This window comes from Streptomyces sp. NPDC052040 (genome assembly GCF_044548405.1).
GTDB lineage: Bacteria > Actinomycetota > Actinomycetes > Streptomycetales > Streptomycetaceae > Streptomyces.
On the sequence record NZ_JBIUBV010000007.1, the window covers coordinates 247839 to 262689 of the forward strand.

General features: G+C 72.2%; 11 protein-coding genes. 2 read left to right on the forward strand and 9 right to left on the reverse strand.

The window, feature by feature from the left end:
• Positions 1-58 precede the first annotated feature (58 nt).
• Positions 59-1057, forward strand: coding sequence for an aldo/keto reductase (locus ACIHAA_RS17270; protein ID WP_399817843.1), 999 nt, complete (start codon positions 59-61; stop codon positions 1055-1057).
• Positions 1058-1158: 101 nt separating this feature from the next.
• On the forward strand, positions 1159-2331 hold the full coding sequence (locus tag ACIHAA_RS17275) for a PQQ-dependent sugar dehydrogenase (protein WP_399817846.1): 1173 nt from the start codon (positions 1159-1161) through the stop codon (positions 2329-2331).
• 87 nt (positions 2332-2418) lie between these two features.
• Here ACIHAA_RS17275 and ACIHAA_RS17280 read toward each other — a convergent pair whose 3' ends face one another.
• The 9 genes from ACIHAA_RS17280 to ligA all read right to left on the reverse strand — a co-directional run bounded on the left by ACIHAA_RS17280 (position 2419) and on the right by ligA (position 14837).
• Entirely contained in the window at positions 2419-2985 is a 567-nt protein-coding gene (locus ACIHAA_RS17280) for a hypothetical protein (RefSeq protein WP_399817848.1), read from the reverse strand.
• A 35-nt stretch (positions 2986-3020) separates the two neighbouring features.
• Positions 3021-3587: a GNAT family N-acetyltransferase gene (locus ACIHAA_RS17285; RefSeq protein WP_399817850.1), complete on the reverse strand. Its 567-nt coding sequence runs from the start codon at positions 3585-3587 to the stop codon at positions 3021-3023.
• Positions 3565-5805, reverse strand: coding sequence for an MMPL family transporter (locus ACIHAA_RS17290; protein ID WP_399817852.1), 2241 nt, complete (start codon positions 5803-5805; stop codon positions 3565-3567). The genes ACIHAA_RS17285 and ACIHAA_RS17290 overlap by 23 nt, the downstream gene beginning before the upstream one ends.
• A 302-nt stretch (positions 5806-6107) precedes the next feature.
• Positions 6108-7622 (reverse strand): Asp-tRNA(Asn)/Glu-tRNA(Gln) amidotransferase subunit GatB, encoded by a 1515-nt coding sequence (gene gatB / locus ACIHAA_RS17295; protein WP_399817854.1) that lies wholly within the window; start codon positions 7620-7622, stop codon positions 6108-6110.
• 15 nt (positions 7623-7637) lie between these two features.
• The gene (locus ACIHAA_RS17300) at positions 7638-7880 is read right to left on the reverse strand and encodes a hypothetical protein (protein WP_399817856.1); all 243 of its coding nucleotides are present in this window, start codon (positions 7878-7880) and stop codon (positions 7638-7640) included.
• Positions 7877-9379, reverse strand: coding sequence for an Asp-tRNA(Asn)/Glu-tRNA(Gln) amidotransferase subunit GatA (gene gatA / locus ACIHAA_RS17305; RefSeq protein ID WP_399817858.1), 1503 nt, complete (start codon positions 9377-9379; stop codon positions 7877-7879). Before gatA ends, ACIHAA_RS17300 begins: the two co-directional genes overlap by 4 nt.
• 6 nt (positions 9380-9385) lie before the next feature.
• On the reverse strand, positions 9386-9682 hold the full coding sequence (gene gatC, locus ACIHAA_RS17310) for an Asp-tRNA(Asn)/Glu-tRNA(Gln) amidotransferase subunit GatC (RefSeq protein WP_006130840.1): 297 nt from the start codon (positions 9680-9682) through the stop codon (positions 9386-9388).
• Between the two features lie 420 nt (positions 9683-10102).
• Positions 10103-12415, reverse strand: coding sequence for a putative bifunctional diguanylate cyclase/phosphodiesterase (locus ACIHAA_RS17315; RefSeq protein ID WP_399817860.1), 2313 nt, complete (start codon positions 12413-12415; stop codon positions 10103-10105).
• Positions 12416-12641: 226 nt separating this feature from the next.
• Complete coding sequence (gene ligA, locus ACIHAA_RS17320; RefSeq protein ID WP_399817862.1) at positions 12642-14837, reverse strand: NAD-dependent DNA ligase LigA; 2196 nt, start codon at positions 14835-14837, stop codon at positions 12642-12644.
• Positions 14838-14851: the final 14 nt, after the last annotated feature.

A 14851-nucleotide genomic window follows, 5' to 3' on the forward strand; every position in this document is an offset into this window, starting at 1 on the left:
ACGGGTCCCCGGCGGCATTGGTTAGTTTGGGGTGCCAGGAAAGGGAGGGCACGGCCAGGTGGAGCGCAGGACGATCGGCGCGGCAACGCTCGAAGTGGGGGCCGTCGGACTCGGATGCATGCCGATGAGCTGGGCGTACTCCGGATCGCGGCAGCGGGGCGAGGAGTCGCTGCGGACGCTGCACCGGGCGCTCGATCTGGGGGTGTCCCTGCTCGACACGGCCGACATGTACGGGCCGTTCACCAATGAGCTGCTGATGGGCCGGGTGCTCAGGGAGCGGCGGCCCGAGGCGTTCGTGTCGACCAAGGTCGGTCTGCTGGCGGGCGAGCAGCACATCGTGGCCAACGGCCGCCCTGGCTATGTGCGACGGGCCTGCGACGCCTCGCTGCGGCGGTTGCAGACGGACGTGATCGACCTGTACCAGCTGCACCGCGCGGATCCGGAGGTGCCCGTCGAGGAGACCTGGGGTGCCATGGCGGAGCTGGTCCGGGCGGGGAAGGTGCGGGCGCTGGGGCTGTGCGCGCTGGGCGCCCGGGGCGGACGGCGGACCGGCGGGCGGCTGCACGACGGCACGATCCGGCAACTGGAGCGGGTGCAGCAGGTGTTCCCGGTGAGCGCGGTGGAGGCCGAGCTGTCGGTGTGGTCGGCGGAGGCCCTGGACGCGCTGCTGCCCTGGTGCGCGGCGCGCGGGGTGGGGTTCCTCGCGGCGATGCCGCTCGGCAACGGCTTTCTGACCGGGACGCTGACACCGGGCGAGGGCTTCGAGCCGGACGATCTGCGGGCCCGGCACCCTCGCTTCACCGCCGAGATGATGGCAGCCAACCAGCCGGTGGTGGCGGGGCTCCGCCGGGTGGCGCGCCGCCACGGCGAGGAGGTGACGCCTGCCCAGGTGGCGCTGGCCTGGGTGCTGGCGCAGGGGCGGCAGGTGGTCCCGGTGCCGGGTGCGAAGCAGGAGCGCTGGGTCAGGGAGAACGCGGGTGCGCCGGGTCTGCGGCTGACCCCGGGGGACCTCGCGGAACTCGCGGGTCTGCCGGGGGCGCGGGGGTCGTGGGACTGAGCGGGGCACGGCCCCCGGTCGGTGGATTTCCCGCTGGCCGGGAACCCGGGGCGGCGCGCGGCCGTATTCAGGGAGGAAGCGCGTCGAAGGGACGGTGCATCGTGCGACGACGTCGGGCCGACCGGGCCACGGCGGCCGTGTCGGCCGTGGCCGCGCTGCTGCTGGCGGCCGGGTGCTCCGCCGGTGGCGGTGACACCTCCGGCACCGGGACCCCGCCGTCCGGCGGCGCCTCGCCGGGGGTGTCCGTGCCCGGGCGGCAGAGCGGGCCGACCCCGCCCGCGAAGGGATCGGTCCGGGTGCTGCGGACGGTCGCCGACCATCTCAGGACGCCCTGGGGACTGGCCCCGCTGCCCGGTGGCGGACTGCTGGTCTCCTCCCGGGACGACGGGACGGTCATCCGGATCGACGGGAAGACCGGGAGAAGGACCGAGCTGGGCCGGGTGCCCGGGGTCGCGGCCGCCGGGGAGGGCGGGCTGCTCGGCATCGCCCTCTCCCCCGGCTATGCCTCGGACCGCATGGTCTACGCCTATCTGACGACCGACTCCGACAACCGCATCGTCCGCATGCGCTACGACCCGGACAAGCCGCCCGGGGAGCAGCTGGGCGCCCCGGACACGGTCTTCAAGGGCATCCCGAAGGGCATGATCCACAACGGCGGCCGGATCGCGTTCGGCCCGGACGGCATGCTGTACGCGGGCACCGGCGAATCCGGCGCCCGGGGCCTGGCACAGGACAGGACGTCCCTCGGCGGCAAGATCCTGCGCATGACCCCGGACGGCGAACCCGCCCCCGGCAACCCCTTCGGGGACTCGGCGGTCTACTCCCTGGGCCACCGCAATGTGCAGGGCCTGGCCTGGGACGGGGAGCAGCGGCTGTTCGCCGCGGAGTTCGGCCAGGACACCTGGGACGAGCTGAACGCGATCGCGCCGGGCGGCAACTACGGCTGGCCGGTGGTCGAGGGCACGGCGTCCGATCCCCGGTTCCGCAATCCGCTCGCCCAGTGGCACACCGACGCCGCCTCCCCCAGCGGTCTCGCCTGGGCCGCCGGTTCGTTGTGGACGGCGGGCCTGCGCGGGCAGCGGCTGTGGCGCGTCCCGCTGGACGGAGTCAAGGCGTCCGCGCCCCCGCAGGCATTCCTCCAGGGCGCGTACGGGCGGCTGCGCACGGTGGTGGCGGCGGGCGGCGACCGGCTGTGGCTGACCACGAGCAACACGGACGGCCGGGGCAGGCCCTCCGGGAGCGACGACCGGATCCTGGAGGTCGAGGTGTCGTAGGCGCATACGCGGGAGCCCCGGCCCTTCCTGGTCCGCGAAGGTCGCGGGGGAAGGTCCGGGGCTCCGGTACGGCCGTGCGGCAGAGGCTCAGCTCGCGGAGGGCAGGCCCAGCAGGACGTCGGTGTACTTGAGGACGGCCAGGAGCAGTCCGATGAGGCCGAGGGCCACACCGCCCCAGGCGACCGACTTGATCCACGCGGGCTGCGTTTTGCCGGGCGCACCGAAGGCCGGGCGGGCCAGGACGACGACGCCGACGATCAGCGCGGCCAGCGCGAACAGGCCGCCCCACAGCGCGGTGGCGTGCCACGCGTTGCCGTAGACCTCCTTGATCTGCTGGGAGACGCTCGCCTGGGACGAGGTCCGCAGCTGGCCCACGAGGGTCTGCCGCGCGGAGGCGACCGTGGAGACCCAGCTCCCGGTGAGGGACACGATGCCGAGCCCGGCCGCGACGACCGCGCCCGCTCCCTGGCCGACCCCCGACGACGCCTCGGCCGCCTGCTCCTCGGCCGCGCCCGCCGGCACGGTCTCCTCGGGCCGCTCGTCCCCCGTCTCGCCGGCCGTCTGCTCGCCCTCGATGGCCTCCACCTTCTCCTCGTCGTTGGTCGTCGGGGCGCCGGTCCCGGCCCCGGTCTCCTCAGCTGTCTTCGTTCCCATGCCTCGCACCGTACGGACGCTGTCTGAGAGGTCTCTTAATGTTCGCGGCGGGCCCTTGCCGCCCGCCACTCGGGCGCGAGCACCGACCACACCTCGGTGTCCTGGCGCACTCCGCGGTAGAGGAAGTTCTGCCGCAGGACGCCGTCCCTGCTCATGCCCAGCCGCCGCGCCACCTGGATGCTCGGTTCGTTGGCGGACGACGCCCACCACTCCACACGGTGGATGCCCCGCTCGTCAATCGCCCAATCGATGAGCACCCGCATGCCACGGGTGACGATCCCCCGGCCGGTCGCGGCGGGCTCCAGCCAGCAGCCTGCCTCGGCCGTGCCGCCCGCGGCGTCGAAGGTCCGGAACAGCACCCCGCCGACCAGCTTCCCCTCCAGCCACAGCCCGTGCAGGCCGCCTGCGTCGGCGGCGCGCTTGTCGGCGTAGGACTGGAGGACGGCCCGGGCGGAGGCCGGGTCCGTGGCGTTCGCCCCGAACGGGATGTGGCGGCCCACGAACTCGCGGCCGCGTTCGAGGTGCGCGAGGAACTCCTCGGCGTGCCAGGGCTCCAGGGGCCGCAGTTCGGCCCCGTCGTCACCGAGGGATATCGCGTACATCCGGCTGTCGCTCCTTCAGCAGTACGTCCACCAGCGCGTCCGCGTCGGCGCGCTGCCCCGGCATCGTCGCACGGCACTCCGGCGGCTCGATGCAGAGGCGCGGCAGGCGGCGCTCCAGCCAGGGCGGCAGCCACCAGTTGGCGCCGCCGAGCAGATGCATCAGGGCGGGGACGAGCAGGGTGCGCAGGACGAACGCGTCCAGGGCGACGGCCGCGGCGAGGCCGATGCCGAACATGGCGATCACCCGGTCGCCCGCGGCCACGAAGGCGAGGAAGACGGAGATCATGATGACGGCCGCCGAGTTGATCACCCGGCTGGTCTCGGCGAGCCCGACCCGGACGGCCCGCCGGTTGTCACCGGTCTCCAGCCACTCCTCGTACATGCGGCTGACCAGGAACACCTGGTAGTCCATGGAGAGGCCGAAGAGCACCGACACCATGATCACGGGAAGGAAGGGCTCGATCGGTCCGGCCCGGCCGAGGCCCAGCAGATCGCTCCCCCAGCCCCACTGGAAGATCGCGACGACCACGCCGAAGGCCGAGGCGACGGCGGCGAGGTTCATCGCGGCGGCCTTGACCGGGATGCCGAAGGACCGGAAGGCGAGCAGCAGCAGGACGGAGCCCAGGCCGATCACCACGCCCACGAACAGGGGCAGCTTGCCGACGATCACGCCCGCGAAGTCGTCGTAGGCGGCGGTCACCCCGCCCACGGACACGTCGAGGGTGGTGCCCCGCTCGGCGCGCGGCAGCACGTCGGCGCGCAGTCGGCTCACCAGGTCGCTGGTCTGCTGGGACTGCGGGGCGGACTGCGGTACGACGGTCAGATAGGCGGTGTCGCCGCCGCCGTTGTAGGTCACCGGGGTCACCGAGGCGACACCCTGGGTGGCCTTGAGGGTGGTGTCCAGGTTGTCGAGGGCGAGCTTGTCCTCGGCGCCGCGGACGGGGGTGACCAGGGTGAGCGGCCCGTTGACGCCGGGTCCGAAGCCGTCGGCGAGCAGGTCGTAGGCCTGCCGGGTGGTCGACGACTTCGGGTCGTTGCCCTGGTCCGAGGTGCCGAGGTGGAGGGAGAGCGTGGGCAGGGCCAGCAGGGCCACCACGGCCAGTGCGACGGCACCGAGCTTCTTGGGGTGCCGTTCGACGAACGCGGACCAGCGGGCGGCGAGCCCGGTCGGCAGCTCCGGCTCGGGCCCGTGCTCCTCCAGCCTGCGCCGCTCGCGCCTGCTCAGGGCGCGGGGCCCGATGTAGGACAGCAGTGCGGGCAGCAGGGTCACGGAGGCCGCGACGGTGAGCAGGACGGTCAGACAGGCGGCGAACGCGACTCCGTTGAGGAAGCCGAGCCGGAGGATCAGCATGCCGAGCAGTGCGATGCACACCGTGGCGCCCGCGAACACGACGGCCCGCCCGGTGGTGGCGACGGCCCCCACGGCGGCCTCCTCCACCGGGCCGCCGCGCTTCAGGATCCGGCGGTGCCGGGTCACGATGAACAGCGCGTAGTCGATGCCGACGCCCAGTCCGATCAGCACCCCGAGCATCGGCGCGAAGTCGGCGACGGTCATGGCGTGGCCCAGCAGGCCGATGCCCGAGTAGGCGGTGCCGACGCCGATCAGGGCGGTCGCGATGGGCAGCAGGGAGGCGGCGAGGGAGCCGAAGGCGAGGAACAGGACCACGGCGGCGACGGCCACACCGACGGCCTCCGCGAGGTGTCCGCCCTTGGGCTGGGTGAGGCCGACGGCGGTGCCGCCCAGTTCCACCTGGAGGCCGCCGGTCCCGGCGGCCTTGGCGGCGTCGACGACGGCCTTGGCCTGGCCCTTGCCGATGTTCTCGCTCGGCTGGTCGAAGGTGACCGTGGCGTAGGCGGTGCGGCCGTCCCGGCTGATCTGGGAGCTGTGGCTGCCCTCGTAGGGGTTGGTGACGGAGGCGACCCCGGGCAGGTGTTCGATCCGGTCCAGGGTGCGGGTCATCGTCTGCTCGACGTCGGCGGCGCGCACCCCGCCGGGGCCGGTGTGCCAGACGATGCTGTCGTTGTCGCCGCCGAGTCCGGGGAAGCCCTTCTGGAGCAGCTGGGCGGCGTGGCCCGCCTCGGTGCCGGGGGCGTCGTAGTGGTTGGAGTAGGCGGAGCCCGCGACAGTGGCGCCCGCCGTGACACCGACGAAGGTGATCAGCCACAGCAGTACGGTGGCCAGGCGGTGGCGTACACACCAGCGGGCGAGGGCTGCCACGAAACGCGCTCCAATGGGGGTGACGGCGTCGTTCTCCGGCCGGGAACAGCCCCGGATGGAACTGGACAGCCCGCAAAGAACGTATGAGCAATCCACAACACTCTGGCAGCAGAAAGAGATCGTTTGCCGCTTTCGTGGGCTTACTCACAGGACCGGTTTCCCCGTCACAGGAATTTCCTGGAAACCCGGTCGCCCCATAAGATTTTCTTCAATGCGCAGCAATGCGCAGCAATGCGCGTCAATGCAAAAGGGGCGGTATATCGGATCGATATACCGCCCCTTTCGGGTGCGTGCGGTGCTTCTCAGCCCTCGCTGACGCCGAGCTTCTCCAGGATCAGCTCCTTGACGCGGGCCGCGTCGGCCTGGCCGCGGGTGGCCTTCATGACCGCGCCGACCAGGGCGCCGGCCGCGGCCACCTTGCCGCCGCGGATCTTGTCCGCGACGCCCGGGTTCCCGGCGATGGCCTCCTCGACGGCGGTGGTCAGCGCACCCTCGTCGGAGACGACCTTGAGACCGCGCTTGTCCACGACCTCGTCCGGGGTGCCCTCGCCCGCGAGGACGCCCTCGATGACCTGGCGGGCCAGCTTGTCGTTCAGGTCCCCGGCGGTGACCAGCTTCGCGACGCGGGCGACCTGCTCCGGGGTGATCGACACGTCGTCCAGGGACTTGCCGGACTCGTTCGCGTGGCGGGCCAGCTCGCCCATCCACCACTTGCGGGCGGAGGGCGCGTCGGCGCCCGCCTCGATGGTGGCGACGATCAGGTCCAGGGCACCCGCGTTGAGGATCGACTGCATGTCGGTCGCGGAGATGCCCCACTCCCCGAGCAGCCGGGTGCGGCGCACCAGGGGCAGCTCGGGCAGCGTCCCGCGCAGTTCCTCGACCCATGCGCGCGCGGGCGCGACGGGCACCAGGTCCGGCTCGGGGAAGTACCGGTAGTCCTCGGCCTCCTCCTTGATGCGGCCGGAGGTCGTGGAGCCGGTGTCCTCGTGGAAGTGCCGGGTCTCCTGGACGATCGTGCCGCCCCCGCCGAGCACCGCGGCGTGCCGCTGGATCTCGAAGCGGGCCGCACGCTCGACGGAACGCAGCGAGTTCACGTTCTTCGTCTCGGACCGGGTGCCGAACCGCTCGGCGCCCTTGGGCATCAGCGACAGGTTCACGTCGCAGCGCATCTGGCCCATTTCCATCCGGGCCTCGGAGACGCCCAGTGCCCGGATCAGCTCGCGCAGCTCGCGGACGTACGCCTTCGCCACCTCGGGGGCGCGCTCGCCCGCGCCGGTGATCGGCTTGGTGACGATCTCGATCAGCGGGATGCCGGCGCGGTTGTAGTCCAGGAGCGAGTGGTCGGCGCCGTGGATGCGGCCGGTGGCACCGCCGACGTGCGTCGACTTGCCGGTGTCCTCCTCCATGTGGGCGCGCTCGATGTCCACACGGAAGGTCTCCCCGTCCTCCAGCTGCACGTCGAGGTAGCCGTTGAAGGCGATCGGCTCGTCGTACTGGGAGGTCTGGAAGTTCTTCGGCATGTCCGGATAGAAGTAGTTCTTCCGGGCGAAGCGGCACCACTCGGCGATCTCGCAGTTCAGCGCGAGGCCGATCCGGATCGCGGACTCCACTCCGGTCGCGTTGACGACCGGGAGGGCGCCGGGCATGCCGAGGCAGGTGGGGCAGGTCTGGGTGTTCGGCCGGGCGCCGAGCGCCGTGGAACAGCCGCAGAACATCTTGGTCCTGGTGCCGAGTTCGACGTGGACCTCAAGGCCCATGACGGGGTCGTACGACGCCAGTGCGTCCTCGTACGACACCAGGTCGGTCGTGGTGGTCACGGTGAAACTTCCCTCTCAGCCCAGCAGGACGTCGTCGTCGCCCAGCCGCTTCAGCTCGCGGTAGAGGATCGCGAGACCGGTGACGATGGCGGCGGCGGACACGGCCGCGTCGATCAGACGCAGGGTGTCGTGCTCGTGGCGGGCCTTCTTGGCCTGCTTCGCGACACCGAGCGCGCCGAACGCGGTGGTGCCCATGGACAGGTACATACCGGACTTGGACTGCTTGAAGCCCTTGGCCTTGGACAGTGCCTTGCTCACAGCGACGGAGCCTCCTCAAGAAGCGGGTGCCCCCACCTTTCCACGAAGGCGGCCTCGACGGCGGCGCCGACCTTGTACAGCCGGTCGTCCTTCAGGGCCGGGGCGATGATCTGCAGGCCGACCGGGAGGTTGTCCTCCGGGGCGAGGCCGCAGGGCAGCGACATGGCGGCGTTCCCGGCCAGGTTGGTCGGGATGGTGCACAGGTCCGCCAGGTACATCGCCATCGGGTCGTCGGCGCGCTCGCCGATCGGGAAGGCGGTGGTGGGGGTGGTCGGGGACACGATCACGTCCACCTGCTCGAACGACTTCTCGAAGTCGCGGGTGATGAGCGTACGGACCTTCTGCGCCGATCCGTAGTACGCGTCGTAGTAGCCCGAGCTGAGGGCGTAGGTGCCGAGCATGATGCGGCGCTTGACCTCGGGGCCGAAGCCCGCCTCCCGGGTGAGGGAGGTGACCTCCTCGGCGGAGCGCGTGCCGTCGTCGCCGACGCGCAGGCCGTAGCGCAGGCCGTCGAAGCGGGCGAGGTTGCTGGAGCACTCGCTCGGGGCGATCAGGTAGTACGCGGCCAGCGCCAGGTCGAAGGACGGGCAGTCCAGCTCGACGATCTCCGCGCCCAGCTCCTTGAGCAGCGCCACGGACTCGTCGAAGCGCTGGACGACACCGGCCTGGTAGCCCTCGCCGCGGAACTGCTTGACGACGCCGACGCGCATGCCCGCCACGCTGCCGTTGCGCGCGGCCTCGACGACCGGCGGAACCGGGGCGTCGACGGAGGTGGAGTCGAGCGGGTCGTGTCCGCCGATCACCTCGTGCAGCAGGGCGGCGTCCAGGACCGTACGGGCGCAGGGGCCGCCCTGGTCCAGGGAGCTGGAGAAGGCGACCATGCCGTAGCGCGAGACACCGCCGTAGGTCGGCTTGACGCCGACCGTGCCGGTGACGGCCGCGGGCTGGCGGATGGAGCCGCCGGTGTCGGTGCCGATGGCCAGCGGGGCCTGGAAGGAGGCGAGCGCGGCGCTCGAACCGCCGCCGGAGCCGCCGGGGATACGGGTGAGGTCCCAGGGGTTGCCGGTGGGGCCGTAGGCGCTGTTCTCCGTCGACGACCCCATGGCGAACTCGTCCATGTTGGTCTTGCCGAGGATGACGACGTCGGCTTCCTTCAGCTTCCTGGTCAGGGTCGCGTCGTAGGGCGGGAGCCAGCCCTCGAGGATCTTGGACCCCACCGTGGTGGGCACGCCCTGGGTGGTGAAGATGTCCTTCAGGGCGAGCGGCACACCGGCGAGCGGGCCGAGCTTCTCGCCGCGCTCCCGCTTGGCGTCGACGGCACGGGCCTGGGCCAGTGCGCCGTCGCGGTCGACGTGCAGGAAGGCGTGCACCTTCTCGTCGACGGCCTCGATCCGGGCCAGGTGGGCCTCGGTGACCTCGACCGCGGTCAGCTCACCGGAAGCGATCTTCTCGGCGGTCTGCGCGGCGGTGAGGCGGATGATGCTGTTCTTGTCCGTCATGACGGGCTACTCCTCCCCCAGGATCTGCGGCACCTTGAAACGCTGCTGCTCCTGGGCAGGGGCGCCGGACAGCGCCTGCTCGGGGGTGAGCGACGGACGGACCTCGTCCGCGCGCATGACATTCGTCAGCGGCAGCGGGTGGGAGGTCGGCGGGACGTCTTGGTCGGCGACCTCGCTGACGCGGGCGACCGCGCCGATGATGTCGTCGAGCTGGCCGGCGAAGTGGTCAAGCTCTTCGGGCTTCAGCTCCAGACGCGCCAGCCGGGCGAGGTGGGCGACCTCCTCGCGCGTGATGCCAGGCATGCAGCGATCCTCTGGGGTGAGTGCGTGCGGTTTGGGCCCAATCCTATGGCGCGAGCACGGGTGCCCGCGCCTGGGTTTGCCGTGAGCACCGCGGGGGCGGTCGCCGACGCCCCTGCGGACCGGGGTCCGGTCCTCTCGCGGTGCGCTCCTCCGGGCGGCCCGTGGGGCGCTGTTTTGGGGCGGTTGCCGGGTTGTTCCGGGGTGACCGCCGGGTTGTTCCGGGGGCGTCTGCTGTGGTGTTCCGGGGCGGCCGCCGCGCTGTTCCGGGGCGCGCCGGGCGGGACGGGTGGCCGTGTGCCGGGGGCTGTACGAGGGTGCTCGTCCTGCGGCGCTCTCGGTCGTTGCTCCAGGTCGTTCTACGGCGGCGGGGGGAGCCGTGGCGTCGTGGTTTCGGCAGTCGGGCGTCCAGCAGTAGGGCGTCTAGTCGTCCGTGGCTGCTGCGGGCAGGGCCGCCCGGGGGCGCTGCCAGCCCTGGACTTCTCGGGCCCGGAGCCAGGCCGTGGTCTCGTCGGGGGGCATGGCGGCCGCGACCAGCCAGCCCTGGACCGCGTCGCACCGCAGGTCGCGCAGCCGCTCCCAGGTCTCGTCGTCCTCGACCCCCTCGGCGACCACCATCAGACCCAGGGAGTGCGCCAGGTCCACCGTGCAGCGCACGATCTCCGCGTCCTCCGTGTCCACGGCGAGCCGCGCCACGAAGGACCGGTCGATCTTCAGTTCGCTCACCGGCAGGCGGCGCAGATGGACCAGCGAGGAGTAGCCCGTCCCGAAGTCGTCGAGGGACATCTTCACCCCGTGCCCGGCCAGCGCGGCCAGGGTGTCGGCGGCGCGCTGCGGGTCCTCCAGGAGGACGTGTTCGGTGATCTCCAGTTGCAGGGCCCCCGCGGGGACCCCGTGCCGTGCCAGCCGCGCGGCCACCGAGCCCGCGAAGCCGGGGGTGTGCACATCGCGGGGCGAGACGTTCACCGCGACCGGGACCCGCAGTCCCTGGGCCCGCCAGCGCGCCACCTGGCCGAGGGCCGTCTCCAGCACGTATTCCGTCAGGTGCGGCATCAGACCGGAGGACTCGGCGATCGCGATGAACTCGTCCGGCGGCACCTTCCCCCGCTCCGGGTGCACCCACCGCACGAGCGCCTCCAGGCCCGCGACCTGCCCGTCGAAGCGCACCTTGGGCTGGTAGTGCAGTTCCACCTCATGGGCGTCCAGCGCCCGTCGCAGGTCCCCCAGCAGTCCGAGCCGGTCCGGGGTGTTGGAGTCGCGCTTGGACTCGTACACCTCCACCCCCGTGCGGTCCCGCTTCGCCTGGTACATCGCGACATCGGCCCGCTGGAGCAGTCCCTCCGCGTCCAGCGCGTGTTCGGGGAAGACGGCGACCCCGGCGCTGGCCTCCAGGACCAGGGTGAGACCGTCGAGGTCGAGCGGGGAGCCGAGGGCCGCGACCAGACTGCGGGCCGCCCGTGCCGCGGACGTCGTGGAGTCCGCGACGGGAAGTAAGACGGCGAACTCGTCCCCGCCGAGCCGGGCCGCCTCCGCCCCGCGCGGCAGCGCGAGCCGCAGCCGCTCGGCTATCTGGAGCAGCAGCCGGTCACCGGCCAGATGGCCGAGCGTGTCGTTCACCGAGCGGAAGCGGTCGAGGTCGATCAGCATCAGGGCGGCCCGTGCGCCGACCCGCTCGGCGTCGTCGAGCGCCGTCCAGGTGCGCTCCAGCAGCCACTGCCGGTTGGGCAGTCCGGTCAGCGGGTCGCGCAGCTGCTCCTCGGCGCGGGCCCGGGCGATCCACAGGGTGGAGTCCAGCGCGACGAGCGGGACCGAGAACAGCGGCAGCAGGACCGGCTGGGCCACGGCGACGACGCAGACCAGGGGGGCGAGGGCGAGCAGGGCCACGGCGATGAGTCCCTGCCTGACCACGGCGGAGCGGGCGACGGTGGGCAGCCCTCCGGCGCGCGGCACCTGGAGGTACCAGAGCAGCAGCCGGGTCACCGCGAGATACGCGGCGGCGGCGAGGACGACCTGCGGCACGGTGGAGGCCGTCCAACTCCCCGGGTCCCAGGGCTTCTCCACGGTCGGGACGCGGCCGCACAGGCCCAGGGCGAGCGCTCCGGCGCCGATGCCGAGGAGGTCGGCCGCGCCGTGCAGCAGGCCCTGGCGCCACTGGCCGAGCCGGGCGACGCCGACCAGCGCGACGACGGTGAGGCTCACCATGCCCGCGGGCACCCAGCCGTAGAGCAGCAGCACCGCGAGGGTCAGGGCGCCGCCCGAAGCGGTGCCGCCCCAGGAGCGGACCCGGCCGAGCGCGACCAGATGGCCGACGACGATCCCGGTCAGCACGGCCAGGGACCCGCCCGCCGCGCCGGACGGGAAGAGCGCGTGCTGTCCGCCGAACGCACGGGAGAAGCCGAAGGCGAGGACGACGGCGGCCGCCCCGACCACCACCGCGGGCAGTGCGGACCGCAGTCCCCGCGCCGCGCTCTGCGGTCCCGGCGGCCCGGAGGGCGCCGTGCCGGGCGGCGGAACGGCGCCGGGAGCGGCGGCCTGGGCGGGGATCGCCGGAAGGTTTCCCCGCAGTGCTCCGCCCTGGGCGGGGCCCGCGGCGGACGCCGCACCCGGGAGCCCGCCCGGCCCGGGCGCAGGTCGCCGTAGGGCCGTCCGTGCGGTGCGGCGGCAGATCCGCCAGGCGCCGGACATCCGGCGCAGGCGCTGCCGTGAGTCCGAGGCGGCGCTCTCGGTCGGTTCCATTCCCGTCCCTCTCACAGCCGGCGGTGCCCACACCACGCGGCCCGCTGCCCGACGACCCGTCAACGGCATCGCGTCCGACGACCCGCCACGCGTCCGGGCACGGCAGGCGCACACCTCAACAGTAGGCCGCAGAAGGCTTTCACGGGCGGCGGTCGCCGACGGTTGCCCGATTGCGACCCGGCCACCCTATGCATCTGGTATGCGCAGAACAGGGGGCCTTCAACCGCTACTCCCCGGTCGGAAGGGCGACTTCCGCCGCGGCGTCCGGACCCTGCTCCAACAGGACCGTGAATCCGTCCTCGTTGAGCACAGGGACCTTCAATTGCATGGCCTTGTCGTACTTTGATCCCGGGTTTTCGCCTACGACCACGAAGGATGTCTTCTTGGAAACAGAACCGGTCACTTTTGCTCCGCGGCTCTGAAGGGCGTCCTTGGCCCCGTCCCGGGTGAAACGTTCAAGGGTGCCGGTGACCACGACCGTGAGCCCCTCCAGCGGGCGGGGCCCCTCGTCCTCGCCGGAACCCTCCTCCTCCAGACGGACTCCCGCGGCCCGCCACTTGCGGATGATCTCGCGGTGCCACTCCTCGGCGAACCACTCCTTGACGGAGCGCGCGACGATCTCCCCCACCCCGTCGGTGTTCCGCAGCTCCTCCTCGGTGGCCTGATCGATGCGGTCCACCGAACGGAAGGCGCGGGCCAGCGCCTCGGCGGCGACCGGTCCGACATGACGGATCGACAGGCCGGTCAGCACACGGGCGAGCGGGCGCTCCTTGGCCGCGGCGATGTTCTCCAGCATCGCGAGCGCGTTCTTCCTCGGTTCGCCCTGCTGGTTGGCGAAGATCGTGGCGATCTTCTCCTCGCCGGTCTTCGGGTCGCGCTTGGGCAGACCGCTGTCCTGGTCCAGGACATACGCCTTGATGGGCAGCAGCCGGTCGATGGTGAGGTCGAACAGATCGCCCTCGTCGGTGAGCACGGGCTCCGCGGGCTCCAGCGGTCTGGTGAGGGCGGAGGCGGCCACATAGCCGAAGTGCTCGATGTCCAGCGCCTTGCGCCCGGCCAGGTAGAACAGCCGCTCGCGCAGCTGGGCCGGGCAGGCCCGGGCGTTCGGGCAGCGGAGGTCGACGTCTCCCTCCTTCATGGGCCGCAGCGGTGTCCCGCACTCGGGGCACTCGGACGGCATCACGAACTCCCGCTCGGTGCCGTCCCGCAGGTCGACGACCGGCCCGAGGATCTCCGGGATGACATCACCGGCCTTGCGCAGCACCACCGTGTCCCCGATGAGCACGCCCTTGGCCTTGACCACGTCCTGGTTGTGCAGGGTGGCGAACTCGACCTCGGAGCCCGCCACCGTGACCGGCTCGACCTGCGCGTAGGGCGTCACCCGGCCCGTACGGCCCACGCCCACCCGGATGTTGACGAGCTTGGTGTTGACCTCCTCCGGCGCGTACTTGTACGCGATCGCCCAGCGGGGGGCGCGGGAGGTGGAGCCCAGGCGGCCCTGGAGCGGGATCTCGTCCAGCTTGACCACGACGCCGTCGATCTCGTGCTCCACCGAGTGGCGGTGCTCGCCGTAGTACGCGATGAACTCCCGTACCCCGTCGAGGCCGTCGACCACCTTGTTGTACCGGGCGGTCGGCAGGCCCCAGGAGTGCAGCAGTTCATAGGCCGCGGAGAGGCGGGGGAGGCCGTCCTTCACGCCTTCCAGGGCGCCGATGCCGTGGACCACCATGTGCAGCGGGCGGGTGGCGGTGACCCGCGGGTCCTTCTGCCGCAGGGAACCGGCCGCCGCGTTGCGCGGGTTGGCGAAGGGCTTGTCGCCGCCCTCGACCAGCCGGGCGTTCAGCTCCTCGAACTTGTCCATCGGGAAGTAGACCTCGCCCCGGATCTCCACCAGGTCCGGGACCCGGTCGCCGGTGAGGCGGTCGGGGATCTCCGCAATGGTCCGCACATTGGGGGTGATGTCCTCGCCGGTGCGGCCGTCGCCGCGGGTCGCGGCCCGGGTGAGGCGGCCGTGCTCGTAGGTGAGGTTGACCGCGAGGCCGTCGACCTTCAGCTCGCACAGGAAGTGGTGCGCGGAGGCGCCGACCTCCTTGGCCACGCGCTCGGCCCAGGCGGCCAGTTCCTCGTCGTCGAAGGCGTTGTCGAGGGAGAGCATGCGCTCGCGGTGCTCGACGGCCGTGAACTCCGTCTCGTAGGCGACCGCGACCTTCTGGGTCGGCGAGTCGGGCGTGCGCAGCTCGGTGTACTCCTCCTCCAGCGCCTCCAGGGAGCGCAGCAGCCGGTCGAACTCCGCGTCACTGATGACGGGGGCGTCCTTCACGTAGTACCGGAAGCGGTGCTCCTCGATCTGCTCGGCGAGCTGCGCGTGCTGCTCCCGTGCCTCGGCGGGCACCGTCGTCTCGGCTTGCTTGTCGCCGGCCACCGTGTGGTCCTCCC